The 25732-nt window shown below is 68.4% G+C and carries 22 protein-coding genes and 1 tRNA gene; 12 read left to right on the plus strand and 11 right to left on the minus strand.

Annotated features, from left to right (window positions below; all coding sequences use genetic code 11):
* Positions 1-40 precede the first annotated feature (40 nt).
* The gene (hisA, locus tag FGL94_RS15850; RefSeq protein WP_144927539.1) at positions 41-781 is read right to left on the minus strand and encodes a 1-(5-phosphoribosyl)-5-[(5-phosphoribosylamino)methylideneamino]imidazole-4-carboxamide isomerase; all 741 of its coding nucleotides are present in this window, start codon (positions 779-781) and stop codon (positions 41-43) included.
* A 99-nt stretch (positions 782-880) separates the two neighbouring features.
* Positions 881-1726, minus strand: coding sequence for a hypothetical protein (locus tag FGL94_RS15855; RefSeq protein WP_186313434.1), 846 nt, complete (start codon positions 1724-1726; stop codon positions 881-883).
* Positions 1727-1899: 173 nt separating this feature from the next.
* Between FGL94_RS15855 and FGL94_RS15860 the strand changes: the two genes are divergently transcribed.
* The 6 genes from FGL94_RS15860 (at position 1900) to FGL94_RS15885 (ending at position 10168) form a co-directional block, all read left to right on the plus strand.
* Entirely contained in the window at positions 1900-3195 is a 1296-nt protein-coding gene (locus FGL94_RS15860; RefSeq protein WP_144927549.1) for a thiamine ABC transporter substrate-binding protein, read from the plus strand.
* 7 nt (positions 3196-3202) lie between these two features.
* Positions 3203-5020 carry an ABC transporter permease gene (locus FGL94_RS15865; RefSeq protein WP_144927552.1) on the plus strand — a complete coding sequence of 606 codons (1818 nt, stop codon included), beginning with the start codon at positions 3203-3205 and terminating at the stop codon, positions 5018-5020.
* Positions 5010-6143, plus strand: coding sequence for an ABC transporter ATP-binding protein (locus tag FGL94_RS15870; protein ID WP_144927555.1), 1134 nt, complete (start codon positions 5010-5012; stop codon positions 6141-6143). The genes FGL94_RS15865 and FGL94_RS15870 overlap by 11 nt, the downstream gene beginning before the upstream one ends.
* Before the next feature lie 228 nt (positions 6144-6371).
* Entirely contained in the window at positions 6372-6629 is a 258-nt protein-coding gene (locus tag FGL94_RS15875) for a DUF7561 family protein (protein ID WP_144927558.1), read from the plus strand.
* A gap of 153 nt (positions 6630-6782) precedes the next feature.
* Entirely contained in the window at positions 6783-8981 is a 2199-nt protein-coding gene (locus FGL94_RS15880) for an amino acid permease (protein ID WP_144927561.1), read from the plus strand.
* A gap of 74 nt (positions 8982-9055) precedes the next feature.
* Positions 9056-10168 (plus strand): pyridoxal-phosphate-dependent aminotransferase family protein, encoded by a 1113-nt coding sequence (locus FGL94_RS15885; RefSeq protein WP_144927564.1) that lies wholly within the window; start codon positions 9056-9058, stop codon positions 10166-10168.
* Positions 10169-10188: 20 nt separating this feature from the next.
* On the opposite strand, the gene FGL94_RS15890 is transcribed toward FGL94_RS15885, so the two are convergent.
* The 6 genes from FGL94_RS15890 to FGL94_RS15915 all read right to left on the minus strand — a co-directional run bounded on the left by FGL94_RS15890 (position 10189) and on the right by FGL94_RS15915 (position 15971).
* A complete protein-coding gene (locus FGL94_RS15890; RefSeq protein WP_144927567.1) occupies positions 10189-10500 on the minus strand; it encodes a hypothetical protein in 312 nt (103 codons plus the stop codon).
* Between the two features lie 18 nt (positions 10501-10518).
* On the minus strand, positions 10519-10818 hold the full coding sequence (locus FGL94_RS15895) for a DUF424 domain-containing protein (protein ID WP_144927570.1): 300 nt from the start codon (positions 10816-10818) through the stop codon (positions 10519-10521).
* A complete protein-coding gene (locus FGL94_RS15900; protein WP_144927573.1) occupies positions 10819-11730 on the minus strand; it encodes a tetratricopeptide repeat protein in 912 nt (303 codons plus the stop codon). It lies immediately after the preceding gene.
* Between the two features lie 201 nt (positions 11731-11931).
* Positions 11932-13731, minus strand: coding sequence for an oligoendopeptidase F (pepF, locus tag FGL94_RS15905; RefSeq protein ID WP_144927576.1), 1800 nt, complete (start codon positions 13729-13731; stop codon positions 11932-11934).
* A gap of 68 nt (positions 13732-13799) precedes the next feature.
* Complete coding sequence (gene rimI, locus FGL94_RS15910) at positions 13800-14273, minus strand: ribosomal protein S18-alanine N-acetyltransferase (protein WP_144927579.1); 474 nt, start codon at positions 14271-14273, stop codon at positions 13800-13802.
* A gap of 81 nt (positions 14274-14354) precedes the next feature.
* Positions 14355-15971 carry a PAS domain-containing protein gene (locus FGL94_RS15915; RefSeq protein ID WP_144927582.1) on the minus strand — a complete coding sequence of 539 codons (1617 nt, stop codon included), beginning with the start codon at positions 15969-15971 and terminating at the stop codon, positions 14355-14357.
* A 416-nt stretch (positions 15972-16387) separates the two neighbouring features.
* Here FGL94_RS15915 and FGL94_RS15925 point away from each other — a divergent pair.
* Positions 16388-16460: transfer RNA gene (locus tag FGL94_RS15925), tRNA-Arg, on the plus strand.
* A gap of 170 nt (positions 16461-16630) precedes the next feature.
* Here the strand turns inward: FGL94_RS15925 and FGL94_RS15930 are convergent.
* Positions 16631-17248, minus strand: coding sequence for a TetR/AcrR family transcriptional regulator (locus tag FGL94_RS15930; RefSeq protein WP_144927585.1), 618 nt, complete (start codon positions 17246-17248; stop codon positions 16631-16633).
* Positions 17249-17753: 505 nt separating this feature from the next.
* Between FGL94_RS15930 and FGL94_RS15935 the strand changes: the two genes are divergently transcribed.
* Both FGL94_RS15935 and FGL94_RS15940 read left to right on the plus strand, forming a co-directional pair.
* Positions 17754-19160 (plus strand): COG1361 S-layer family protein, encoded by a 1407-nt coding sequence (locus FGL94_RS15935; protein WP_186313435.1) that lies wholly within the window; start codon positions 17754-17756, stop codon positions 19158-19160.
* Between the two features lie 3 nt (positions 19161-19163).
* The gene (locus tag FGL94_RS15940) at positions 19164-21635 is read left to right on the plus strand and encodes an efflux RND transporter permease subunit (RefSeq protein WP_144927588.1); all 2472 of its coding nucleotides are present in this window, start codon (positions 19164-19166) and stop codon (positions 21633-21635) included.
* 74 nt (positions 21636-21709) lie between these two features.
* Here FGL94_RS15940 and FGL94_RS15945 read toward each other — a convergent pair whose 3' ends face one another.
* The gene (locus FGL94_RS15945; protein WP_144927591.1) at positions 21710-22873 is read right to left on the minus strand and encodes a hypothetical protein; all 1164 of its coding nucleotides are present in this window, start codon (positions 22871-22873) and stop codon (positions 21710-21712) included.
* Between the two features lie 194 nt (positions 22874-23067).
* Here FGL94_RS15945 and FGL94_RS15950 point away from each other — a divergent pair, with 194 nt between their 5' ends.
* From FGL94_RS15950 to FGL94_RS15960, 3 genes are read left to right on the plus strand one after another with little or no spacing between them, the layout of a single operon-like run.
* Positions 23068-23868 carry a DUF7857 domain-containing protein gene (locus FGL94_RS15950; RefSeq protein WP_144927594.1) on the plus strand — a complete coding sequence of 267 codons (801 nt, stop codon included), beginning with the start codon at positions 23068-23070 and terminating at the stop codon, positions 23866-23868.
* Positions 23865-24533, plus strand: a complete 669-nt coding sequence (locus FGL94_RS15955) for a MinD/ParA family ATP-binding protein (protein ID WP_144927597.1) — start codon at positions 23865-23867, stop codon at positions 24531-24533. The genes FGL94_RS15950 and FGL94_RS15955 overlap by 4 nt, the downstream gene beginning before the upstream one ends.
* A gap of 49 nt (positions 24534-24582) precedes the next feature.
* Positions 24583-25296, plus strand: coding sequence for a peptidase (locus tag FGL94_RS15960; protein ID WP_144927600.1), 714 nt, complete (start codon positions 24583-24585; stop codon positions 25294-25296).
* Between the two features lie 30 nt (positions 25297-25326).
* On the opposite strand, the gene FGL94_RS15965 is transcribed toward FGL94_RS15960, so the two are convergent.
* Positions 25327-25632 carry a HalOD1 output domain-containing protein gene (locus FGL94_RS15965; protein WP_144927603.1) on the minus strand — a complete coding sequence of 102 codons (306 nt, stop codon included), beginning with the start codon at positions 25630-25632 and terminating at the stop codon, positions 25327-25329.
* Positions 25633-25732 lie beyond the last annotated feature (100 nt).

The following is a 25732-nucleotide window of genomic DNA, read 5'->3' on the forward strand; positions in this document are numbered from 1 at the left end:
TCGACGCCGGGAGGAGCGTCGCCTCTCCGGAGTTCGACGGTCAGGCCCCGTCTGCGGCCGCCTGCGCCTCCCGCAGCGTGAACCGCCCTTCGTACAGCGCGGTCCCCACGACGACCGCGGTCGCGCCTGCCTCCTTCAGGTCCACCACGTCGTCGATCGCCGCCACGCCGCCGGAGGCGATCACGGGGATGTCGACCGCGTCGACCACGCTCTCGACCGCCCCGCGGTCGATCCCCTCTAACTGCCCCTCCACGTCGACGTTGGTGAAGAGGATCGCGCCCGCACCCAGCTCCTCGTAGCGCGCGGCCGCCTCGGCGGGGTCGAGACCGGTCCCCTCGGTCCACCCGCTCACGACGACCTCGCCGTCCTTCGCGTCGAGGCTGACCACGACGCTGCCGGGATGCGTCTCGTCGATCTCGGTGACGATCTCGGGCGTCTCGACCGCCGCGGTGCCCAAGATCACGCGGTCGAGCCCCAGATCGAGGAGGTCGCGCGCGCCCTCGGCGGCCCGGATGCCGCCGCCGAGCTGGAGCCCGACCTCGTCCGGTACGCTCTCGATGACCGCCTCGATCGCGTCGGCGTTGACGCGCTCGCCCTCGAACGCCCCGTCGAGGTCGACGAGGTGGAGCGTCTCGGCGCCCGCCTCGATCCAGCGCTCGGCGGCCTCGACGGGGTCGCCGTAGCGCTTGCCCGTGCCGCGCTCGCCGCCGACCAGCTGGACGACCTCGCCGTCCTGCACGTCGACGGCGGGGATCACCTCGAAGGAAGGAAACTGACTCATACCGAAGCAGAGCCGCGGGCGCCGATTAAACCGGTCGGTTCGGACAACGCCGGGAACCGCGAACCGCGGCGCTGCCCGGGCCGCAGCCGCTACGACCGCTCACTCCACCGAGACGAGCAGCGCCGAGATCTCCTCGTCGAAGGCGGCGGGTTCGGTCGCGAGCGCCGCTCTCGTCTCCTCGTCGGCCGTCTCTTCGAGGAAGGTCTCGGCGTCTATCACGCTCGGGAGAGAGTCGTCGATCACCCGCGTGAGCGGCTCCGCCGGGTACGCTCCGCCGGCGACGAGCACGTCGGTGCCGTCGTGCCAGACGCCCAGCCGCGATTCGATCTCGACGGTCTCGCTGAGGCTCGTCGTCGACCCGTCCGGAAGCGGGGCCTCGCCCTCGAAGGCGAACTCGCCCGCCAGCTTCCACGTCGTCGCGGTGTGACCGGTCTCCACCGTGCTCGTCCCCTGATCGACGATCTCGACGTTCTCGATCCCGCTCGCGTTCAGCTGCGACCGGAACGCGTCGACAGCGGCCGTCTCGACCTCGGACATCAGCCGGTCCCGCCCGACGTCCGCCGGGAGGCTGTCGATCGCCGGCCGGACGTCGATCCGGGTGGCGAAGAAGACGACCGGCGACCCGCTCGCGCCGAACGTCTCCGACAGCGCCTCGGCGACCGAGACGTACTCGTAGATCAGCGTGTGTTCGAGCGCGGTCACCGTCACCGGGCCGTACGACTGCTCGAACACCGTGCTCTCCGACTCGTCGAGGAGCCGCCACCCGTCGTCGATCCGGTCGCTCGTCACCGTCGGCTCCGGCACCGGCCCGTCGCGGGTGCCCAGACAGCCCGCCAGTCCCGCGACGGCGACGGCCGCGCCGCCGGCGAGCAGGCGCCGCCGCGTGACGCCGGTCCCGTCCCCCATCGACCCCGCTGTTTCCCCTCCGCTCGGCTTGTCGTTCATGATGCTGTGAATGTTGTGGCGCGGTAAATCGGTGTCGCCGGCGCTATCGCGGCTGATACGCCCTCCGATCGGTCGTTTCGGTTCTCGCTGTTTCCCCGCCGCTCCCACACCCGCCGCTCTCCCCGTCGGTGACACGGATCGCTTATGTAACCACTGGGTACAACAACCAAGTAATGACTGACGACGACGCGACCGAGACGGACCGGCGCGACGCCCCCGACGACCGGCAGGGGTACGCTCGCGGCCGCGCGGGCGGCGCGGCCGGGCGTTCCACCCGGCGGCGGTTCCTCGCGCTCGGCGGCGCGGCGGGGGCCGTCGCGCTCGCGGGATGTAGCGCCGAGCCGACGGACGGCGGGGACGGGAGCGACGGCTCGAACGAGAGCGATGGGGACGGAACGGACGGAGAGAACGGCGAAGACGGCGACGACGGCGACGATAGCGAAGACGGCGACGACGGGGAGACGCCCACCCTGACGGTCGCGACCTACAGCAGCTTCATCGACGCGCCGTCGGTGAGTCCGGGCGAGTGGCTCAAAGAGGAGTTCGAGTCGCGCGTCGACGCCGAGCTGGAGTGGGCGACCCCGGACAACGAGGTGAACTACTACGTCGAGCGCGCCAGTTCGGGGGTGTCGATCGACGCCGACCTCTACGTCGGGCTCACCACCGAGGACCTCGTGCGCGTCGACGAGACGCTCGACGACGACCTGTTCGCCGAGCGCGGCGACGTGGCGGGGTTCGACGACGTGCGCGACGGGCTCCTGTTCGACCCGTTCGACCGCGCGGTCCCCTTCGACACCGGCTACGTGAGCCTCGTGTACGACGGCACCGCGATCGAGGCGCCGGAGACGTTCGAGGGGCTGCTCGACGACGAGCACGCGGGCGCTCTCATCGCGCAGAACCCCGGCGCCTCGTCGACGGGGCGGTCGTTCCTGCTCCACACGGTCCACCGGTTCGGCGACGGGCCGGACGGCGCGGTGGAGGGCGGGGACGGCGACCCCGACTACGACTACCTCGACTACTGGGCGGAGCTACAGGACAACGACGTGCGCGTGCTCGGCTCGTGGGACGACGCCTACAGCGCCTGGAGCGAGGGCGAGGCGCCGATGGTCGTCTCCTACTCGACCGACCAGGTGTTCGCGGACATGGAGGGACAGGACCTGGAGAAACACCAGATCCGGTTCCTGAACGATCAGGCGTACGCCAACCCGGAGGGGATGGCCGTCTTCGCCGACGCCGACGAGCCCGAGCTCGCCCGCGAGTTCATGTCGTTCATGCTGGAGCCGGACGTGCAGGGCGTGATCGCCGAGCGCAACGTCGCCTTCCCCGCGACCGACACGGCCGAGCTCCCAGCGGACTACGCCGAACTGGCCCAGGAGCCCTCCGAACCGGTGACGTTCACGTACGACGAGCTCCAAGGCTCGGTCGGTGACTGGGTCGAGGACTGGGAGCGGCAGTACGCCGGGAACTGACGGCGGCGTGTCCGACGCCAGCCGCGGCGCCGGGAGTCGTCGCACTCTCCGTGAGCAGGTCGCTCGGCGCCTCCGCGGCCGCCTGCTGACCGCGCTCGCGGTCGTCACGAGCGCCGTGCTCGTCGCCGCGTTCTACTACCCGGTCGGGACGGTCCTGATCGAGGCGGTCGTCGTCGACGGCGTTCCCACCCTCGCCGTGTTCGCGGAGGTGCTCCGAGACCCGTTCTACTTCGGTGAGTTCGCTCGGCTGTTCGCGGGCGAGTCGCCGCTCGCGGTCGCCCGCGCGCTCCTCGCCCCCGACCGCCGGCTCGGGATCGTCGGGTTCACCGCGTACCAGGCCGCGCTGTCGACGGTCGCCAGCGTCGCCTTGGGGCTCCCGGCCGCCTACCTCCTCGCGCGCTTCGAGTTCCCGGGGCGGCGCACCCTGCGGTCGCTGACGATTGTCCCGTTCGTGCTCCCGTCGATCATGGTCGCCGTCGGCTTCGTCGCCACGTTCGGCACCAACGGGACCCTCAACGGGGTCCTCGCCGGGCTCGGCCTCCCGCCCGTCGACCTCATGTTCACGCTGGAGGCGATCGTGATCGCCCACGCCTTCTACAACGCGCCGCTCGTCGCCCGGGTGACGACCGCGGCGTGGGAGTCGGTCGACGCGAGCGCGGTCGAGACCGCCCGGAGCCTCGGCGCGGGGCCGGTCAGGGCCTTCTTCGACGTGGTCGCGCCGCAGGTGTACCCCGCCGTGCTGACCGGCGCGGCGCTCACCTTCGTGTTCACGTTCGGCACCTTCCCCATCGTGCTCGCGCTCGGCGGGTTCGAGCTGGCGACCGTCGAGGTGTTCGTCTACCGGCTCGTCCGCGACCTGAGCTACGCCGAGGCGGCCGCGCTGGCGATCGTCGAGCTGGTCATCTCGCTCGGCGTCCTGCTCGCGTACCTGCGGTACGAGGCGCGGAACGCGGTCAGTTCGCGAGGCGTGAGGCCCCTCCCGCGCAAGTCACTCGTCCCGGACATCCCGTCCCTCCGCGAGGTGCTCCCCCGGCTCGGCCTCGCCGCCTACGTTGTCGTCGCGGGAGTCGTCTTTGTCGCGCCCATCGCCTCCATGGTCCTCGCGAGCGTCACCGGCGGAGACGGCGCGCTCACGCTCGACCACTACCGGTTCCTGATCGACCGCCAGCAGACGGGGGCGGCGTTCCAGGTGCGCCCGTGGCCCGCGATCCGCAACTCGCTGGCGTTCGCGAGCGCCGCGACCCTGCTCGCGCTCCCGATGGGGGTCGTCGTCGCGGTGCTGACGACCCGCCGGTACCGCGGGCGGAAGCTGGTCGACGCGGCCGCGATGGCTCCCCTCGCCGTCTCCGGGATCATCGTCGGCCTCGGGCTCCTCCGCGGGCTCGTCTTCGGCGTGGAGATCGCGGGGTGGCGGTTCGCGGCGACCGGCGCGGTCGCCATCGTCGTCGCGCACGCGGTCGCGGGCTACCCCTTCGTCGTCCGGACGGTCGCGCCCGGGCTGGAGGGGCTCGACCGCTCGCTGATCGAGTCGGCGCGGGCGCTCGGCGCGTCGCGGGTACGAGTGATCCGGGACGTGGAGCTCCCCCTCGTGTGGCCCGGCGTCGTCGCCGGCGCGGCGTTCGCGTTCGCCATCTCGATCGGCGAGTTCACGGCGACGGTGGTGCTCGCGACGGGCGCCGACGCGTACACGATGCCGGTCGCCATCGAACGGTTCATCGGGCGCCGGCTCGGACCGGCGACCGCAATGGGCGTCGTCCTCCTCGTCGTCACCGGGCTCAGCTTCGTCGTCATCGAGCGGCTCGGAGGTGAGACGCGTGGGCTCTGAGCCGGAGCCCGAGGGCGTCGCCGCCGACGCGACCGACGACCCCCCGGCCGTCGAACTCGACGGCGTGACGAAGCGCTACGGCGACACCGCCGCCGTCGACGACGTGAGCCTCCGAGTGCGCGAGGGCGAGTTCTTCACGCTCGTCGGCCCCTCCGGCTGCGGAAAGACGACGACGCTCCGACTGATCGCGGGCTTCGAGGAGCCGACCGCCGGGACGGTCCGCTTCGGCGGCGAGTCGGTCGCGGGAGTTCCTCCGGAGGACCGCGACGTGGGCGTCGTCTTCCAGAACTACGCGCTGTTCCCGCACATGACCGTCGGGGAGAACGTCGGCTACGGCCTCAACTTCGCCGACCCGCCGGAGGGCCTTTCGCGCGACGAGCGCGTCGCGGAACTGCTCGAACTGGTCGACCTCCCCGACGCCGCCGACCGCGACCCCGAGAGCCTCTCGGGCGGGCAACAGCAGCGCGTCGCGATGGCTCGCGCGCTCGCGCCCGGACCCGACCTCCTCTTGCTGGACGAGCCGATGAGCGCGCTCGACGCGCGGCTCCGCGAGCGCCTTCGGATGCAGGTCCGGCGCATCCAGTCGGAACTCGGGATCACCACCGTTTACGTCACCCACGATCAGGAGGAGGCGCTCGCGATCTCCGACCGCGTCGCGGTGATGCGCGACGGGACGCCCGAGCAGATCGCGCCCCCGCGGACGGTGTACCGGGAGCCGTCGAGCCGGTTCGTCGCGGAGTTCGTCGGCGACAACAACGTCTTCGCGGGGCGATTGGTCGACGTGGAGGGCGACGGCGAGAGCGACGACGCCCCCCGAACAGCCGGCGTCGACGTCGGCGGCGAGACGCTTCGGGTCGCGGTCGGCGAAGCGAACGACACCGGCGTCGCGCCCGACGACCGCCTCACCTTCTGTGTCCGGCCCGAGTACCTGCGGATCGGCGAGGGGGAGAGCCGACTCGCGGCGACCGTCGAGAGCGCGGAGTTCCTCGGCGAGACGACCCGGGTGACCCTCGACTGGGGCGGGCGCGACCTCGTGGTCCGGACGCGCGATCCGCTCTCCGGCGAGGTCGTCGTCGGCTTCGACCCGGAGGACGCGCACGTGATCGGGATCGACGAGGAGTGAGCGCGACGCTTTATAAATGAACGAGGCGTGAGGCTGCGGTTGCAGTGCTGTGCGGGTGGGACTCAAAGGGCCGCCCTCCCGGCTGGGACATTGGAGGAGTTCACCGCAGAGTTATGGGAACGATTTATAAGCGAGCGGCTGAGGCTTTGAAGACGAGCACCACCGATACACGGTCACGACATCGATCGAGGGCGACACGCATTACCGCCCCGAGCCGCTACCTCGCGTATGGCTTCGGAGTCCTGTTTCGTCTGCGAGCGGTCCGTCAGGATCGCCGGCGGGATCGGCGATCTGTGGAACTTCGCGTTCGAGTCGACGCAGGGGATGACGCTCGAACTGACGGACGGCGCCGAGTTCTTCCTCTGTTTCGAGTGCATGGAGGCGCTCCCGGACGACCACGAGCCCACCGCGGACGACGTCGGCGCCCTCCGCGAGCGCACCGACCCCGTCGAGGAGGACGGGAACCACTTCTGGCACTGGAAGTAAGCAACCTCGCCGTGGGGTGCGATTCGATCGCGTCGTTTATCGCCCAGTACCGACAGGTGTCCGACACGTGATCGACTCACAAGATCCCGTCGATCCCCTCTCCGCCGTGGTACCGCTCGGACGGAATCGGCCCGCCGGATCCCCCGTTCGCTAATGGGCAAGCAACTGGAGCGCGACCTCGGGCTGCCCGCGGTGACGGCCATCAGCATCGGCGCGATGGTCGGTAGCGGGATCTTCATCCTCCCGGGGCTGGCGATGGAGATGGCCGGGCCGGCGGTCGTGTTCGCGTACTTCCTCGCGGGCGTGTTGGTGTTGCCGGCGGCGCTGAGCAAGTCGGAGATGGCGACGGCGATGCCCGAGGCCGGCGGGACGTACCTCTACATCGAGCGCGCGATGGGGCCGCTGTTCGGGACCATCGCCGGCGTCGGGACGTGGTTCTCGTTGACGTTCAAGGGGGCGCTGGCGCTGGTCGGCGGCGCGCCGTACCTCGTGTTGCTGTTCGATCTGCCGGTGACCCCGGTCGCGTTGACGGTTGCGACCCTGCTGATCGTGTTGAACGTCGTCGGCGCGAAACAGACCGGACGGATGCAGATCGCCATCGTCGCGGTCATGCTGGCGGTGATGGTGTGGTTCATCGTCGTCGGCGCGCCGAGCGTCGAGGGCGCTCGGTTCGAGGGCTTCTTCGACGGCGGGATCGAGGGGATCCTCGGGGCGACCGGGTTCGTGTTCGTCTCGTACGCCGGCGTCACGAAGATCGCCAGCGTCGCCGAGGAGGTCGAGAACCCCGACCGGAATCTCCCGCTGGGGATCCTCGGGTCGCTCGTCATCACCGCCGGGATCTACGTCGCCATCGTGACCGTGATGGTCGGCGTCGCGGACCGGGCGGCGCTCACGAACACCGAGACGCCGATGCAGGTCGCCGCCGCCAACGCGCTGCCCACGCTCGGCGTCGCCGCCGTCGTCGTCGCGGCGCTGCTCGCGCTGATCAGCACCGCCAACGCGGGCATCCTCTCGTCGTCGCGGTACCCGTTCGCGATGAGTCGCGACGGGCTCGCGCCCGACGTCTTCGAGACCGTCAGCGACCGGTTCGAGACGCCGGTCAACGCGATCACGATCACGGGTGGGGTGCTGCTCGTCCTGATCGCGTTCGTCCCCATCGACGACATCGCCAAGCTCGCCAGCGCGTTCAAGATCCTCGTCTTCATCCTGATCAACGTCGCGCTGATCGCCTTCCGACAGGGGTCGATCGAGGCGTACGACCCGAGCTTCAGGTCCCCGCTGTACCCCGTTCCACAGCTCGTCGGGATCGTCGGCGGGTTCGTGCTCCTCCGGTACATCGGGTTCGTCCCGCTGGTCGGCGCCGTCGTCATCACCCTCGGGTCGATGGCGTGGTACTACCTGTTCGTCTACCGCCGCGGCGGCGTCCCTCGAGAGGGCGCGATGACCGACGCCCTCCGCCGGAGCGTCGGCCGAGACGTGGTCGAACAGACCGAGGCGGAGGTGGACGCCGGCGGCGACGAGGTCCTCGTTGCGGTCACCGACCGGACCTCGCCCGCCGTCGAGCGCTCGCTGATCGATCTCGCCACCGACCTCGCGCGCACCCGAGAGGGCGGCGTCCGCGTCGCGCAGTTCGACGAGACCCCCGACCAGACGCCGCTCCCGCAGTCGGCGTCGACGCTCACCGAGGCCGACGAGGCGTTCGAGGCCCGGATGGCCGATCGCGCGACCGACTCGGAGATCCCGATCCGGTACGGCGAGGTCGTCAGCCACGACACCCGACACGCCGTCGTCAACTACGCGGCGGAGGTCGGCGTCGACACCCTGCTCATCGAGCGCTCGACCGGGTCCGACACGCTGCTGGGCAGCGACGTCGGCTGGATCGAGGACCACGCCCCCTGCGACGTGATCGAGGTCTCGAACCTGGACCGCGACGCCGTCGAGCGCGTCGGCGTAATCACCGACGAGGGGCCGTTCGACCCCGCGAAGGTCGCGATCGCGGACGCGCTCTCCACGGCGGTCGGCGCGACCGTCACGTTCTACCTCCCCGTCGGAGCGGACCCGGCCGAGAGCCGCCGAAACACCACCGACGACTACCTCTCCGAACTGGCGGGGCTGTGTGCGGCGCCGGTCGATGCCCGCGTCGTCGAGTCGGACACGGACGACGCGATCGACCTCGCGGCCCGCGACTCAGACGTGCTCGTGGTCAGCGGGGTCCAGCGCGATCTCACCGATCGGCTGTTCGACCGCGGCTCTGACCCGGTGACCGCCGGAACGGAACACGGGACGCTAGTCGTCTACGGCGCGAGCCGGCCGGGGCGGCTCCGGCGGGCGGTCGAACGCTGGCTGTTCTGACCGTCTCCGTCTTTTGAACGTATCATAAGGAACATACCCTCGCACGTCCCCGTAGCAACCATCAGGTGGATCCCGTGACGAAAAAACGCGAATACCGCGACGACTACGACGACAAGACGCTGTACATCCCCGGCCCGACCGAGGTCCGCGACGACGTTATCGAGGCGATGACCGAGTCGACGTTCGGCCATCGGATGGACCGGATGACCGACCTGTACACGACCATCGTCGAGGACACGAAGGAGTTCCTCGGCACCGACAACGACGTGGTCATCCTCACCGCCTCCGGCACCGAGTTCTGGGAGGCGTCGACGCTCAACCTCGTCGACGAGAACATCCTCGTGCCGACCTGCGGGAGCTTCAGCGAGCGCCACGCCAACGTCGCCGAGCGGCTCGGGAAGGACGTCGACCGACTGGAGTACGAGTGGGGCGAGGCCGTCAAGCCCGAGGACATCCGCGCCCACCTCGAATCGACCGACAAGCACTACGACGTGGTCGCGACCGTGATGAACGAGTCGTCGACCGGCGTCCGCAACCCCGTCGAGGAGATCGGCGACGTAATCAGTGAGTACCCGGACACCTACTTCGTCGTCGACGCCGTCTCCGCGCTCGGCGGCGACCGCGTCGACATCGACGAACACGACATCGACGTGATCTTCGCGTCAACCCAGAAGGCGTTCGCGATGCCCCCGGGGCTCGCCGTCTGCGTCGTCAGCGACGACGCCTACGACCGCGAGGTCGAGAAGGGGGACTCCTCGTGGTACGGCGGCTTCCGGCGCACCATCGACTACTACGACCGGAAGGGCCAGACCCACTCGACGCCCGCCATTCCGATCATGTTGGCGTACCGCAAGCAGATGAAACACATGCTCGACGAGGGCCACCGCGCCCGCGACCGGCGCCACCGCGAGATGATGGAGTACGTCCACGACTGGGCCGACGAGCACTTCGCGATGTTCCCCGAGGAGGGGTACGAGTCGCAGACGGTCGCCTGCATCGAGAACACGCGGGGGATCGACGTCGCCGCGACCATCGAGGACGTGAGCGAGGAGTACGACATGGCGTTCTCGAACGGCTACGGCTCGCGGCTCGGCGAGGAGACGTTCCGGATCGGCCACATGGGCGAGCACACCGTCGAGAGCGTCAAGGAACTGACCGACGCGATCGAAGACGTCGCCGACCTGTAGCGCGGGCGTCCAGTCTATCTTTATTCGCCCTGCCGCGGCTCGACCAGTTCGATCTGATACCGCCGCCCGCCCGCCGGCGTTTCCTCGACCGCGACGACGACGAACGACTCCTCTCCCACGTCGATCATGTCGCCCGTCGACAGGAGGCCGTCGTCACCGGACTCGCCGCGTCGCCGCCGATTCTCCCGCTCGCGGCGGTCCGTGTCGCCGACGACCTCGGGTCCGGCGCTGATCGTGCCGCGTTCGGCCGCGATCACGCGGCTCCAGAACGCGTCCGAGGGCGGCCGCGGCCCCACGCGCTCGGCCAACTCGGCTCGCGTGAGTCGCTTCATCGTGTCATCGCCGGTCGGTCACAGCCAGAGCAGTTGCGCGTGTCGGGTCTCCTCGAACTCCAAGACGGCGCTCTCGTCGACGAGTCCGGCCTCGACGGCGACGCCGACGGCCTCGGTGCCGACGATGTTCGCGACCTGCGCGCGCCGGAGCCCCGCGACGACCTCCTCGGCGGTCGCCTCGACCGCGTCGTCGCCGCCGTAGAACTCCTCGCTGACGGTGATCGTCGCGCGCTCGTTGTCGTACGTCTCACCGAGGCAGTCGGCGTCGCAGACGGAGACGAGCCGCCCCTCGGCGGTCTCGCGCTCGCGGAGGAGCATTTAAAAGCCCTCTGGCCCCTCGCCCTGGAGCTCTCGCTCCGGCTCCTCGCGCGCGCCGCCCTGCCCGCCTCGGCCGCCGCGGCCGCCGCGACCGCCGGCACCGGGCTGGCCGCCGGCTCCGGGTTGACCGCCCTGACGGCCCTGGCCGCCGGGACCGGGCGCCTGTCCGGTCTGCTCTTCGACCATCTTCTCTTCGGCCTCGCGGCGGATCTCCTCGGCGCGGTCGGCGACCTCCTCGGCCTGCTCGTGTTCGCCGGCCTCCTCTAACGCGCGGGCCTTCTCCTCTAACACGCCCGCGCTCCGGTAGCCGAGCCGGATCGCGTTGTCGAAGCAGCTGACGGCGTCCTCGGCGAGCCCGCGCTCGACCAGCAGGAACCCGCGGTTGTACCACGCTTCCGCGAAGCGCGGGTCGGTCTCGACGGCGCGCTCGGCGTGTTCGAGCGCCTGCTCGCTGCGACCCGACTCCCAGAGCGCGTACGCGAGGTTGGTCTCGGCGGTCGCGGCGTGCTCGGAGTCGTCGTCGATCCGCAGCGCCTCCTCGTAGGCCCCGATCGCCTGATCGAACTCCTCGAGTTCGGCGTGGGCCGCGCCCTTGTTCACCCACGCCTCCTGGGCCTCGAGCGAGTCCTCCTCGGCGAAGTGCGCGGCGCGCTCGAACGTCTCCGTCGCCTCCTCGTGGCGGTTGATCCCCATGTACGACAGCCCCACGTCGATCAGCCGCTCGACGTCGATGGCGTCGCTCTCGACGTTTCGGCGGTCGAGGATATCGGTGAGCACGCGGGAGTCGACGGGGTCGACCGTGTTCGGGTCGGCGTCGATCTCCTCGGGGTCGAGGGTGAACTCCTCGTAGTCGGCGTCGACGCCCTGCCCGGCGGAGAACTCGTGGCGGTCGTCGTCGCGTTCGTCGGTCATATACCCGGTTTAGCGGGTCACGACGCGTAAGGGTTGCGTCGGAGCGTCGCGGCGAGGGCGCGTACGCCGGTCGGATCGTCCGGCCCCATCCGACTCAGACGGGACCTCTTCACGGCCTCGACAACGCAGTCAACTCGCAGCCCCGGGCCGGTGTCATCAACTCGCAGTTCCGGGCCGGTGTCACCCCGCCCCTCTCCCCGGTTACTCCAGATCCAGCAGCGCCGCGACCTCGTCGAGGTACTCGTCGTAGATCCCGACGGCGGACTCGATCGGGTCGGGCGAGGCCATGTCTATCCCCGCGAGTTCGACGACGTCGAGGGGGTAGTCGGCGCCGCCGGCCTTCAGCATCTCGCGGTAGTCGGCGGCGGCCTCGTCGCCCTCCTCCAAGACGCGCTCGACGATCGCGGCCGCCGCGGAGATGCCGGTCGCGTACTGGTAGACGTAGAAGTTGTAGTAGAAGTGCGGAATCCGCTCCCACTCGCGCTCGATGCCGCCGGTCAGCTCGGCGGGCGCGTAGTAGTCGCCCTTGAGGTCGGCGTATATCTCGTCGAACGCGTCGGGCGTGAGCGCGTCGTCCGCCTCGACGCGCTCGTGGATCCGCTGTTCGAACGCCGCGAACATCGTCTGGCGGAACAGGGTCGAGCGGAAGCGTTCGAGGTACTCGTCGAGCACGTGAGTGCGAAGCTCGGCGTCCTCGACCGTGTCGAGCAGGTGGTGGGTGAGCAGCGTCTCGTTGACGGTGGAGGCGATCTCGGCGACGAAGATCTCGTAGCTCGCGTCGTGCCACGGCTGGGCGTCGCCCGCGAGCTCGGAGTGCATCGAGTGACCGAGCTCGTGCGCCAGCGTGAACATCGAGGCGATGTCGTCCTGGTAGTTCATCAGGATGAACGGCTGGGTGTCGTACGTGCCCGAGGAGAACGCGCCCGAGCGCTTCCCGCGGTTCTCGTACACGTCGACCCACCGCGAGTCGAGCCCCTCGGCCATCCGCTCCTGATACGCCTCGCCGAGCGGCGCGACCGCCTCGATCACCCACTCGCGGGCCTGCTCGTACTCAACGTCTGGCCCCTGATCGCCCGTCAGCGACATGTACAGGTCGTGGCTCTCCAGCCGGTCGACGCCGAGCGCCTCCGCCTTCAGATCCGCGTGTCGGTGGAGCACGTCGAGGTTGTCGTCGACGCTGTCGACGAGGGTGTCGTACACCTCGACCGGGACGTTCGAGCCGTCCAGCGCGGCCTGCCGCGCCGAGTCGTAGCCGCGGATCTCGGCGCTCGTCGCGTGCTCTCGGACGGCCTTTTCGAGAGACGTGCCGACCGTGTTGCGGACGCTCGCCCACTCGTCGTAGAACGTCTCGTGGACGCGCTCGCGGAACTCGCGGTCCGGGTTCTTCTGGAGCTTCGTGAAGTTCGCCTGCGTGATCTCCACCTCCTCGCCGTCGGGGTCCTCGACGACGCCGTAGGTCATGTCGGCGTTCGTCAGCATCGAGTAGATCTCGCTCGGCGCGTCGGTGACCTCGGAGAGGTCGGCGAGCACCTCCTCGACCTCGGCGGAGCGCGTGTGTTCCTTCATCCGCAACACGTCGTCGAGGTAGTGCTCGTACTCGGCGAGGCCGGGCTCGGCGTCGATAAAGGACTCCACCTCCGCCTCGGTGAGCGACTGGAGCTCCGGTTCGAGGTAGGAGACCGCGCTCGACGCCTCGGAGCCGAGCGAGGACGCCTTCGCGGACATCGCCTGATACTCCTGGTTCCGGGTGTCCTCGGCGCTCCGGAGCCGGGCGTACGTCGTCACCTGCTGGAGGTCACGGAAGATCTCCTCGCGCAGCTCCAGCAGTTCGAGGAGGGTCGCGGCGTCGTCGGCGACGCGCCCCTCGTACGCCGCCAGCTCTTCGATCCGGTCCGCGACCGCCTCGTAGGCGTCCTCCCACTCCTCGTCGTCGGCGTAGATGCTCTGGAGGTCCCACTTGTACGCCTCGTCGATCTCCGCTCGCTCGGGAACCGAACTCATACCACGGAGTTGGCCTCCGGGGCACTAAGGCTTGTCAAACGCGGAAGTCCGCGTGAGGCGCGGAGCCCTCACTCCCTCCCGGCCCACTCCGCGAGGTCGACGACGAGCACGAGCGCGTCCTCGCCGTCTCGGTAGTAGTTCGAGACGCGACGGATCGGATCGAACCCTTCGTCCGCGTACAGCGAGCGCGCGGCCGCGTTGCTCTCGCGGACCTCGAGCCGGACGACGGCGACGCCGACGGTGCGGAGCCGCGCGAGCGCGGATCGGAGCAGAGTCCGACCGATTCCCTCCTCGCGCGCTTCGGGGTGGACCGCGAGGTCCTTCACGTGGCCGATGTCGCGCCCGTGGTTCGGGGTGGCGTCCGCGACGACGTAGCCGACGACCGCCCCCTCCCGCTCCGCGACGAGGAACGCGGGCTCGTCGAGCAGCCGCTCGAAGGCGTCGTACGGCCACGGGTCCGAGAAGCAGGCGCGCTCGATCCGCACCACTGCGAGCAGGTCGGCGCGCTCGACCGGCCGGACGGTCGCGTCGACGGGGGTCACGGGCCGGATTAGCAGGCGGGAGAAATAAACGCGACGGGACGGCGCGGCGCCCCTGACGTTACGTCGCCGCGCCAACCCCGGTCACCCGTCGATCCACGGCTCACCCGCCTCGACCGCGTCGGGTCCGGGACCCCGGATCACGAAGCACGCCCCGTCGGGGACCGACACGTCGTCCGGGGATGGCGGGTTCGAACCCACCCCCCGGAGGTCGATCGCCCACCCGTGCGACTCGACGACCTCGCGGACGATGTCGAGCCCGTATCCGGTTCCGTCCTCGCGGGTCGTGAAGCCGGGGTCGAACACCGCCTCGCGGTGCGCCGGGTCGATCCCCGGCCCGTCGTCGGCGACGAGGAACCCCCTGCCGGTCGCGGTCACGACGACGGTGAGGGGAGCGTTCTCGCCGCCGTCGGTCGACCGAGAACCGTCCGAGCCGTCGGGCGTGGCGTGTTCCGTCGCGTTCCGGAACAGATTCTCGAACACCTGTCGCAGGCGGCCGCGGTCACCGCGCACTCGGGCGTCCGAGCCCACGACGAGCCTCGCCTCCGCGCTCCCGGCGGTGTCCCACGCCTCGCGGGCGACGCCGCCGAGCGGGAACTCGGTCGGCTCGTCGATCCCGGAGCCCTGCCGGGCGAGCGTCAGCAGCTCCGAGACCAGCTGGTCGATCCGGTCGACAGCGCGCTCCCCGCGCTCGAGGGGCTCGGTGTCGCCTTTCAATCGGGCCATCTCCATCGACCCGCGGATCACGGACAGCGGGTTCCGGAGGTCGTGAGAGACGATGCTGGCGAAGCGGTCGAGCCGCTCGTTGCGGTCGGTGAGGCGGCGCTCGCGCGCCTTCCGCTCGCTCACGTCCCGCGAGTTGATGAGCAGGTGCCCGACCGAGGCGTCGGCCGGAAGCGACCGGGTCCGGGACTCCAGCCAGACCCAGTCGCCGTCGGCGGTACGGTAGCGGTACTCCAATGTGGGCGTCGCGTCGGGCTCGTTGAGAGCGCGGTAGAACCGCTCGGTCACGCGCTCGCGGTCGTCGGGATGGACGTAGCCGAGCGGCGATCGCCCCACGGTCGACCCCTGTTCGTAGCCGAGCACCTCCTCGACGGACGGGCTCTCGTACCGGACCCGACCGTCGTCGTCGACGACGGTGACCAGGTCCGTCCCGTACTCTAGGAACTCTCGGAACCGCTCCGGGAAGGCCGCCCCCGAGTCGACGCGGCGCGCGGTGACGACGCGGCCGCCGAACTCGGGGGCCAGCTCCTCGTCGACGACGGACTCGACCCAGACGAACCCGCCGTTTGCGTGGCGGAGCCGGTGGGTGACGACGCGGTCGGTCGCGATCGCGGAGAGCGCGTCGGAGACGGGATCGCGGTCGTTCGGGTGGACGCGCTCCAACAGGTCCTCGCCGACGAGGGCCGCCCGCTCGACCCCGAGCACCGCGGGCACCGAGGGGCCGGCGAACAGCACCTCGCCGTCGACTGCGACGGCCGCGACGAACCGGTCTGCGCCCGGGACGGACGGGGCGGTCGACGCGGCGGAGTCGGCCGATTCGACCGCGCCGACCGGCCGGCCAGTCCGAGACCCGCCGCCCTCGCCCGTCGGCCCGCGACCGGAGCCATCGCCGGCTCCGTCGATCGACTCCCGGCGGTCGTCGTCGGCGCGGGCGTCGTGGCGGGCGGTCGACGGGCGGTCGGTCGGGCGAAGGGTCACGCTGATTCGGTCTCCCCTTCGGACGCGATCGGATAAAGCTGCGCCCTAAAAATATCACGAGGGATAATTATGGAAGATATCCGGCGACTGCAGGCGATTTCCCCGTCATCGAATTTTCGCGGTGTCGGTCAGAGCTCCTCGACCGCGTCGGCCGGCTCCCACGCGTCGGCGAACCCGTCGCTCACGCGCATCGCGAACCCCCGGTCGCGCAGGTCGAGTGTGCCGAATAGGCGCGTACCGATGGCGGGGTCGTCCAGATCGGGAGGGGGGACCGTTTCGAGTGGAGTCCGATCCTAGAGGTGGCGGGTCGTCAGGGAGAAGGAGACGATCCGGGCTCCGTCGATCCCTCGCCATCCACCGATCCGGACGTCCGCAGTCAGAAGCGTTAAACGCTCGCCGCGGATATCCGGTCGTGAGGGCGCGTAGCTCAGCGGACAGAGCACTTGGTTCCGGACCAAGATGCCGCGGGTTCAAATCCCGTCGCGCCCGTCACAATCCTTCTGCCCGTGGATACAGAGCAAACCACCCGACAGCGTCGAGGTCGGCAGTATTTCGGGTTCATTTCGAGGGGTGATTTCGTCACGCTCCGTGACGGCGGTCGCCGCCGTCTGTCGATTCACGGTGAACCAGCGGACGGCTTGGATATAGTCTATCGGCGATTACTCGCCTTCGAAGAGCCCGTCGACGACCGTCTCGATCAGCGCGTTTTCGACCCGCTCGTAGGCGGCGTCGGTGTCGGCGCCAATCGGGGCGTTTCGCGAACGGGCAGTAAAGACGAGCGAGATGAATAACTGATCAATTAACTCGGGATCATCATACCGGAACGCCTCGAGTTCCGCCCAGCGCGCAGCGAACGGCAGCTCTGAGTCGCGGGCGTCGGTCGCAATCGGCTCGTCATTAGCCTCGGCGTCGGCGATTCGATCCTGTAGCGCACGTAATTCCCCATTAACGATCAGCGATGAGATGAGTGGGTTTGCCCGCACCTCCCTGAGGGTGGTTTTTAACAGGACTCGCACCTCCTCACGCGGTGTCTCGACGTCGGTGACTGCGGCGGCGATCTGCTCTTCTAACGACTCACGTTCTGCGAGAAGCACCTCGACGTACAGCGCCTCTTTGGAATCGAAAAACTGGTAGAACGTGCTCGTGCCGATCCCGACCTCCGCGGTGAGATCGCTGATCCGTGTGCGCTCGAACCCATACTGCGTGAATAACTCTCGGCCGGCGGCGACCAATTGAGACCGGATTCGCTCGCGGTCCCGGTCGGTGAATCGACTCATATGGACGGAATCTGGCTGCTGACTGTAAATCGGGAGTGATCCATCGATCACGTATTAAAAATTCAAAAACAAAGTGTTTATTGATTCGTGACCGTGTGAATTAGTATGGAGCAGACATCGGTACGAAGAGATGTGCTGTGTTTCACCAAACGGGATCGACGCGCCACACGGACGCCGACGGTAGAGCAATGAGACGCGAGCGCGTCACCACACGTGAAAGTCGCTTCGGGAGGGGATCGGTGTGAGGCGGTCTCCGCTTCTTGCTGTGTTCGTCGCGGTGTTGATGCTCACGAGCGGAACCGTTGGCGTCGTCGCCGGCATGGCGTCCGCGAGCTCAACGGCTGACGACGCGTCGGCAGCAAACCTTGCCGGGGAGACGGTCTCCCAGGCCCAGACTGCGGGCGTCACCCGTGGCTCACCAGACCTGTCCGTGACAATCCCACGGCCGGAAGTCACGCCCGGACGAACAAACGAAGTGTCGCTGCAAGTCATCAATGACGGTGAGATGTCTCTCGGCACCCCACAGACGCGAGAGGTCGTGACGACTGCACGGAACGTCCGCCTAACGGCGGAATCCGATGACAACCCACTCACGGTTGAAACAGGAACCCTTGCGATTGGTTCTGTGGCTGACACTGCCCCCCGAGAAGTGACGATTCCCGTGAGCGTACCCAACGGCACCGAGCCGGGGAATTACGAGATAGACGTCGAACTGGAGTACTCGTACACGCGTCAACAGGCCGGAGACGTCACCTACGACGACGACGACACCGTTACCGCCGACGTCGAAGTGGAGGTTACCGAAGACGCTCGCTTCCGGATTGTCAACGTGACGACCGATTCGCAGATCGGCGATCAGGGCACACTCGAGACCACGATCAAAAACGTCGGTGCGACGGGGGCATACGATGCGACGGTCGCATTAGAGTCGTCAAGCGCTGGGCTGGCGCTCGGGCAGGGGGCCTCGGACGCGGCCAGAGTCGACTCGATCGCGGCCGGCGAGACGGTAACGGTCCCGTACGCCGCCTCATTCACACCGACTGCGCCCGACCGACAGTACGCCATCTCTGGGCAGGTCACGTTTGAGAACTCGGACGGCATCTCACACGTTGACGGAGGGCTCTCAGCCGGTGTGGCGCCACTCGGTGAGCAGACGTTCGCCGTACGAGACGTTGAGTCGACGTTACGCGTCGGGGAGGATGGTGAACTTTCAGGGACGGTCACAAATGATGGTCCGGTTGCAGCAGACAATGTTGTCGTCCAGTATGCGGGTGACTCCGCGAACGTCATCCCGATCGAGCGATCGACAGCGGTCGGCGCGCTTGCGGCGGGCGAGTCAACCGATTTCACGCTGCCAATCTCTATCGGAGGCGAAGCCGAAGCGGGGCTTCGGTCGATCGATCTAGCGGTCCAGTACCGCAACGATGACGGTGAAACGCGCGGATACGAGGATCTGGCTGTCGACACTGACGTCGCCCCGGAACGCGACCGCTTTAGCGTCGCCGTCGAAAATCGGACGATCGACGCGGGCGGCACGCGAACGGTGGAAGTCGAAGTCACGAACAACCTTGAGGATCCTGCAAGCGACGTCGAAGCACGACTATTCGCTGATGATCCCCTCGAAACGGGAGACACCGACACCGGGTACGTGCAGTCGCTCGGACCGGGTGAGACGACCTCGATGACGTTTGAGCTGACCACCACCGGCTCTGCAACACCCGGGAGTACGTATCCTGTCTCGCTTGACTTCCGGTACGACGACGCCGACGGTGACAGCCAGCTGTCAGACACCTACCGTGTTCCGATCGATGTGACGGAAAGCGAGGGTGGTGGGCTTCCCATCCCCGTCATCGTTGTCGCGCTGCTCGTGGTTGGAACCGGCGCGCTCGTCATCTATCGGAGGCGGCAGTAGCTGATGTCGGTCGGTGAGCGCATTGAGGCCGGGATACGCCGGCTGAATAACGTCATTGTCGACAGGCCACGGCAGGTCATCGTCGCGTTCCTCGTGCTTACCGTGGTGTTCGCCGGCGGGATGGGACTCGTTAGCACCGACACCGGAGCCACCGACGCGTTCACAGAAGGCCTTGACGAGCAGGAAGCGCTCGACGCGGTGAATCAGGAGTTCGACGATCCGTTTGAACCCGGCAGCGAGTCGACGCAACTGATCCACACCGGCGGAAACGTGCTGACGAAAGAGGCGCTCGTCCGCGAGCTTCGATTGTTAGAAGACATCTCACGTCGTGATGACCTTCGGGTAGCGTCAGCAAACGGCCCGGCCACGGTCGTTGCAAGGACGATCGACCCATCGGCGACGACGATACCTGAGCAACGACGTGCGATAGAAGGCGCCAGTTCGACGCAGATTCGACAAACCGTCCGCACGCTCGACGAAGACCCACGATTTAGCCGGTCGCTGTCGACCGATTTCAACCCGACGAGCGCCAGCGCATCGGCGTCGATCACGGTCGTGTCACACGACGTTCCCCCGGGATTCTCCGACTCGAACCTCCAAGAGATTCAAACGTCAATTCAAACGATTACGAACGACTATCCTGGAGATATTCGGGCGTTTGGAACCGGCATCACAAACGCTGAAACAGCGAACGTGATCGGCGACTCGCTGACCATCGTGATGCCGGTCGTTGTGATACTGTTGTTGCTGTTCTTGGTGGTCGCGTATCGGGACCCGATCGATCTCTCATTGGGGCTGCTCTCGCTGTTGATGACCGTTATCTGGACGTTCGGGTTCCTTGGCTTCTCTGGGATCCCATTCAGCCAGCAGATGATCTCTGTCCCCGTATTGTTGCTCGCAGTCGGCGTGGATTTCGGGATCCACATCATCAACCGCTACCGAGAGGAGACCGTCAAAGGCTACGAGGCCGTTGAGGCGATGCGAGAGGCGAACAACCAGCTGATGATCGCCTTCGTCATCGTCACCGTGACGACGGTGTTCGGATTCGGCGCCAACGTGATCTCAGATCTCGGGCCGATTCGGGACCTGGGTATCGCTTCGGCAATCGGGATCATTTTCACATTTTTGATCTTCGGGTTGTTCCTGCCAGCGGCGAAACTCGAAGTCGACAAACTCCGCGACGCGTACGGCGTTCCCGAGTTCAATTCGTCGCCGATCTCCTCGAGTGACTCCACGCTCGGGCGGCTCCTGACGTTCCCAGCACAGGTCAGCCAATACGCGCCGATCGCGTTCATCGTTGTTCTGCTCGTCAGTGGCGGGATGGCGACAGCCTATGGTAGCGGTGTTGATACTTCCTTCGAGACGGAAGACTTCCTGCCGCCCGAAGAGCTACCCGAGTACGTGACTGGGTTGCCGGAGCCGTTCGCTCCCAGCGAGTACACCGTTACGGAAACGATCACCCTCTTGGAAGATCGCTTCTCAACGAACCAAGACCAATCAGTGACGATATATGTCGAAGGGAATTTCCACGAGGATCACGCGTTAGCGGCGCTTGCGGCGCCGAACGACAACCCACCGGGAGCGCTTGCTGTCGGTGACGGTGGAAGTGCTCGACCGACGAGTATTGTGACCGTGATCCGATCACAGGCTGACCGCGATCCCGAGTTCGCCCGGCTTGTTGCCCGCAGCGACGTGAACGGTGACGGAGTCCCGGATCGCAACCTCGAACGGATATATGACGTGCTGTTTGCCTCGCCGGCTGGCGATCGCGCTGAACAGTACCTCACGCCTGATCGACGAAACGCAAAAGTCGAGTACGCGATTGACGCGAGCGCCTCACAAGGCGACGCGGCTGCTGACGCACGAGAATTCACGGAGGACTTTCGGCTTGAAGCCACAGCAACCGGGCAGCTCGTGGTGTTCGACGCCGTGACAGATATCATCTTCAACTCGGCTATTCAAGGGTTGATTCTAGCAATGGGGCTGACGGGGCTGTTCCTCGTCATCTCATACGGGATCTTGGAAGGGAAGCCACTGCTGGGGATTGTGAATCTCTTCCCCATCCTCATTGCCATCGCGTTCTTGCTCGGGACGATGCGAGCGCTCGGGCTGTCACTGAACGCGTTGACTGCAACGATTCTCTCGATCTCGATCGGGCTTGGAATCGCCTACTCCGTCCATGCCACGCACCGGTTCGTCGACGAATTTAATGACAATGCGGATGCGTACGAGTCGATCATAATCACGTTCTCTGGGACGGGCGGTGCCCTGCTCGGAAGCATGCTTACCACGTCGCTCGGCACCGGTGCGCTTGCACTCGCGATCACTCCCGTTCTCGGAGACTTCGGGCTGTTGATGGCGCTGAGTGTGCTGTATTCGTTCATATTTACGATTGTGGCACTGCCCCCGGCAGTGCTGTTGTGGGAGCGGTACCACGGTGTGTGGTCGGGCGTCGACTCGTTCGCGACTACGTAGGTCCGATTCTGTCGCAAATTCCATTTTTTAGCCGTGTTTTCTCCCGAAACCGTTGGGCGCTGATCGGGACCCGCTCACTCCACGTCCGCGACGATCCACGGCTTCGCGTCGGGATCGTACTCGGCGATCGCCCCGCTGTGGCTGCGCGTCTCGGGCGCGAGGACCCCGACGTGTTTCAGCTGCTGGACGAAGTTGAACAGGACGTTGGTGCGGATCACGTCGGTCCAGACGCCTCGGTCTCGGTAGAGTCGGGCGGTCTCGCCGCGCTCGATCAGCTCCCGGGTGCGGGCCGCGCCGCGGGTCGTGCAGAACGCGCTCAGGAAGACGTTCGGGTACTCGCGGACCAGCCGCTCGACGAGAGCGAGGAAGTGCACGCGCGGCCCCTCCTTCCGGAGCGCGTCGAGCAGCAGCCCGAACTCGGGGTGCCTGACGAACGAGTTCCGGAGGAGGACCGCGAGCGGCGGGTGGACCTCGGCGACGGTGTCTCGCCCCACGTCCTCCTTCGTCAGCCGCAGGTCGTCGAGGTCCTCGATCCCGTAGCCGCGGAGCACCGTCGCGGCCAGCTTCCCCTGTTCGGTCAGCCCGTGGGGCGATCCGGTCGAGACCAGTCCGAGGGTGCGCGCGCTCGCGACGGTCTCGTCGCCGGCGCCGAACCCGTACTCGTCGGCGATCGCGTCGACGACCTCGTCGCGCGCGAGGGGGCCGTACCGGTCGAGGGCGACGACCGGCGCGAAGTAGTTCACGGGCTGTGCGAGGCTCAGCGTCGTGATGTCGCCGCCGAACTCGTTCCCGCGGAGCCGCAGGGAGAGCTGTCCCTCGATGTCCGCGACCTCCGCGGTCGACTCCGCGCTCGGCGGCGAGCGCCACGCGGCCGTGCCGTCCTCCTCGACGCCGATGACGCCGACCCCCTTCGAGCGGAGCAGGTCGGCGTGCGGCCGCACGGCGTCGCCGTGGCCGGCGAGGTACGACACGTGCGCGCCCTGCTGGTAGGTCAGCGCCTGTCCGATGCCCCGCAGGAGGTTCGTCGACCCCTTCACCTCGATCGCGAACACGCGGTTCGCGTCGGTGAAGCCGAGCACGTCGGGGTACCGCCCGCGGATCGCGATCTCGTGGCGGCGACAGCGGTCGAGCACGTCCGCGTACGCGTCGCTGTGCGCCTCGGGAACGTGGACCAGCGGCTCGTAGTTGCGCTCGTCGAGCGCGGTCACCACGCGATCGAACACCGCCGGCTCGTTCATACGGGGGGCAGACCCTCGCGGACAATAAGCGGTTCTCCCGGCGCGCTCGCTCCTTCACCTACCCCGCCTCACCTCATCCACCCCACCTCAATTTCCCACCTCACACCACCCCATTCCACCCCACCCCATCCCATCCCACCTCACCCCATCCCACCTCGCCCCCTGTTTAAGTGGGATACCGCGGCATCCCGCCTATGGACCTCGCGTGGGACCTCGACCGGGAAGGGGACGTGTCGCTGGTGCGGTGTCGCGTGCGCAACGATGACGCCGTCCCACGTCGCGTCCGGATCGAGAGCCGGCTCGACGCCCCCGTGCTCCCGCCCCGGCGGGGCGGCGTCCCGGAGGAGGGATGGGACGAGACTGGCGTGACACTGCGTCTCGACCCCGGCGAACGGCGGGCGCTCGGCTTCGCGGCCCGCGCTCCGCCGGCCGATCCGCCGGTCGAGGTCGCCGAGGTAGCGGCGGTCGACTCGACGGCAGAGTCGGGCGGTGTGGTGCCCAGTGAGGGCGGCGGAAGGGCCGCCTCGGCGACGGCTGCCGCCCTCCGGCGGCTCGGCGACCACCGGCCGCCGAGGGACGTGGTCGCGGGCGGAGAGACCGAACTCGGCGAGGCGGATCCGAAAGGCGATTCGAGCGACTCGGACCGCGCGGCCGGCACCGGTACTGACGCGGCCGACATCGACGAACCGGCCGCCGATTCCGACGCCCCCCTGTCGCCGTCGGGGGAAACGACGAGATGGTTCGACCCGGTCGACGAGCAACTGGATGCGGTCGAGGAACGGATCGATAAGGCGGAGCGGCTGACCGACGCCGACCTGGCGACCGCGACTGAGGCCGTCGCGGAGGCCGACGGCGTCGAGGGGCTCTCCGGGCTCGACGAGCGAGTCGCCGCGGACGCGGCGCGGCTCCGGGACCTGAGCGAGCGCGCGTCGGCGCTCGCGACGCGTGCGGAGGCGACCGACGCGCCGGTCGAGGCGCTGGAGCGGTTGGCGTGATCCTCGCGGTCGCCGGCGGCAAGGGCGGCGTCGGGAAGACGACGCTCGCGTACAACGTCGCCGCCGCGCTCGACGCGGTCGTCGTCGACGCCGACCTCGGGATGGCGGACCTCCCCGGCGGCCGCGGACCGGACCTCCACGACGTGCTCGCCGGTGAGGCCGGCCCGATCGAGGCGCTGCGCGCCGGTCCGGTCGACATCGTCCCCTGCGGCCGGACACTCGCCGGCGCGCGAGCGGCCGACCTCCGGCGACTCGAAGCCGCGGTGGCGGCGATCGAGCGCGAGCGCGGCACCGTCGTGCTCGACTGTCCGGCGGGGCGGCGCGCGGACGCCGGCGTGCCGCTCGCGGTCGCGGACGCCTGCCTGCTCGTCGTGTCGCCGCGGGCGTTCGCGCTGGCCGACGCGATCCGGACCCGGGCGCTCGCCCGCGAGCTCGACGCCGGGCTCGTCGGCTGCGCGGTCAACCGGGTGACCGAGGAGCCGCCGACCGACGCGATCGCCGACGCGCTCGGCGCGCCCGCGTCGGTCGTTCCCGCCGATCCGCGAGTCGGCCGCTCGGTCGCCGAGGAGCGACCGGTCGTCGACGCCGCGCCCGACAGCGCCGCGGCGGAAGCGGTCCGCGAACTGGCTCGGCGGGTGCCCCGTTGCCAGGACCGAAATTTCTGAGGGCCGCGAAGTCGCGCCTTTTTACCGCTCCGGGACGGACCCGCGGACGATGATCACGGTCGCCCTGCTCGTCGGCGTCGCCGTCCTAGCGTTTCTCGCCGTCGAGATCGGTCCCCTGTACGCGGCTGACCGGTTTCGCGATCTGCGGGAGCCGACCGACAGCGAGCGCGGCCGCCTCGACTACCTCCGCGAGACGGCCGGACTCGACGTGGACCGGATCGCGATCGAGCGGCGCGGTGAGGGCGAAGCCGGCGGGGGCGAAGCGGGCGAGGGCGAAGCGGGCGAGGGTGTCGGCCGCATCGAGGTCGCGGTCCGCGGCCCGCCCCGTCGGCGGCTGTTGTTCCTCTCGGAAGCCGTGCTCGACGACGTGGACGACGACGTCGCGCTCGGCCTGCTCGCGGCCGAGGCCGGCCGCGTCGAGACGTACTACGGCGAGTTCCGGGCCGTCGCGATCGCGGCGGTGGTCGGCGTGTTGGCGGCGATCGTCACCGCGACCGTCCCGTTCGACGCGGGGTTCGCGTCGCTCGTCGCCGTCGGCCTCGCGGCGTTCTGGGTCGGGCGGCGGGTGCAGTACGCGGCCGACGACCGCGCCGCGGACGCGGTCGGCGCGGGCCGCGTCGCCGACGCGTTCGAGCGCGCGGCGGCGATCCGGGGCGTCGAGCCGGAGACCGGCGACTGGTCGACGTGGTTCGAGGTGCAGCCGCCGCTCGGCGATCGGATCGCGGCGCTGCGGGAGCGAGCGGGGTCGGAGGCGGCGTCGTAGTCCACTCTCGGTGAGAGCCGGGTCGAACGCTTACCGTACGGGCTCGGCGACGACCGCCGTCGCGTCGACGCTGACTTCGTAGTCGACGACTGAGAACGTGAGAGCTACGTCGGCTCCGGACTGGCTGGCCACGAGCGTGTCCAGCGCCTCTAAGTCGACGTGATCGTAGAGGACGATCCCCGCCTCGTCGCCGAGGTCGATTGGGTCGACGCCGGCGACGCCGGCGACGGCCTCGACGACGGCGTGGCTCGGTGACGGACTGCCGTCGCCGTGTTCGATCCGGACCGTCTCCGAGACCGATCCGTCGCCCGGAGGGTTCGGCGTTTCGCTGCTCATACTCGCTCTGGCGCCGGACACATATATAAATCCCAACTCACGCCTATCGATATTGAAATTTTCAGCGGCGAGCGAAACGCCTATGTCCGATCGATAGACA

Source organism: Halorubrum salsamenti (assembly GCF_007671685.1).
GTDB lineage: Archaea > Halobacteriota > Halobacteria > Halobacteriales > Haloferacaceae > Halorubrum > Halorubrum salsamenti.

Bases quoted from the DNA above. Each gene is read 5' to 3' on its own strand.
- FGL94_RS15950 (WP_144927594.1), top strand. From the start codon at position 23,068: ATGGACCTCGCGTGGGACCTCGACCGGGAAGGGGACGTGTCGCTGGTG.
- FGL94_RS15860 (WP_144927549.1), top strand. From the start codon at position 1,900: ATGACTGACGACGACGCGACCGAGACGGACCGGCGCGACGCCCCCGAC.
- pepF (WP_144927576.1), bottom strand. From the start codon at position 13,731: ATGAGTTCGGTTCCCGAGCGAGCGGAGATCGACGAGGCGTACAAGTGG.
- FGL94_RS15900 (WP_144927573.1), bottom strand. From the start codon at position 11,730: ATGACCGACGAACGCGACGACGACCGCCACGAGTTCTCCGCCGGGCAG.
- FGL94_RS15875 (WP_144927558.1), top strand. From the start codon at position 6,372: ATGGCTTCGGAGTCCTGTTTCGTCTGCGAGCGGTCCGTCAGGATCGCC.
- hisA (WP_144927539.1), bottom strand. From the start codon at position 781: ATGAGTCAGTTTCCTTCCTTCGAGGTGATCCCCGCCGTCGACGTGCAG.
- FGL94_RS15945 (WP_144927591.1), bottom strand. From the start codon at position 22,873: ATGAACGAGCCGGCGGTGTTCGATCGCGTGGTGACCGCGCTCGACGAG.
- FGL94_RS15890 (WP_144927567.1), bottom strand. From the start codon at position 10,500: ATGAAGCGACTCACGCGAGCCGAGTTGGCCGAGCGCGTGGGGCCGCGG.
- FGL94_RS15930 (WP_144927585.1), bottom strand. From the start codon at position 17,248: ATGAGTCGATTCACCGACCGGGACCGCGAGCGAATCCGGTCTCAATTG.
- FGL94_RS15935 (WP_186313435.1), top strand. From the start codon at position 17,754: ATGTCTCTCGGCACCCCACAGACGCGAGAGGTCGTGACGACTGCACGG.
- FGL94_RS15940 (WP_144927588.1), top strand. From the start codon at position 19,164: ATGTCGGTCGGTGAGCGCATTGAGGCCGGGATACGCCGGCTGAATAAC.
- FGL94_RS15855 (WP_186313434.1), bottom strand. From the start codon at position 1,726: ATGAACGACAAGCCGAGCGGAGGGGAAACAGCGGGGTCGATGGGGGAC.
- FGL94_RS15960 (WP_144927600.1), top strand. From the start codon at position 24,583: ATGATCACGGTCGCCCTGCTCGTCGGCGTCGCCGTCCTAGCGTTTCTC.
- FGL94_RS15895 (WP_144927570.1), bottom strand. From the start codon at position 10,818: ATGCTCCTCCGCGAGCGCGAGACCGCCGAGGGGCGGCTCGTCTCCGTC.
- FGL94_RS15880 (WP_144927561.1), top strand. From the start codon at position 6,783: ATGGGCAAGCAACTGGAGCGCGACCTCGGGCTGCCCGCGGTGACGGCC.
- FGL94_RS15965 (WP_144927603.1), bottom strand. From the start codon at position 25,632: ATGAGCAGCGAAACGCCGAACCCTCCGGGCGACGGATCGGTCTCGGAG.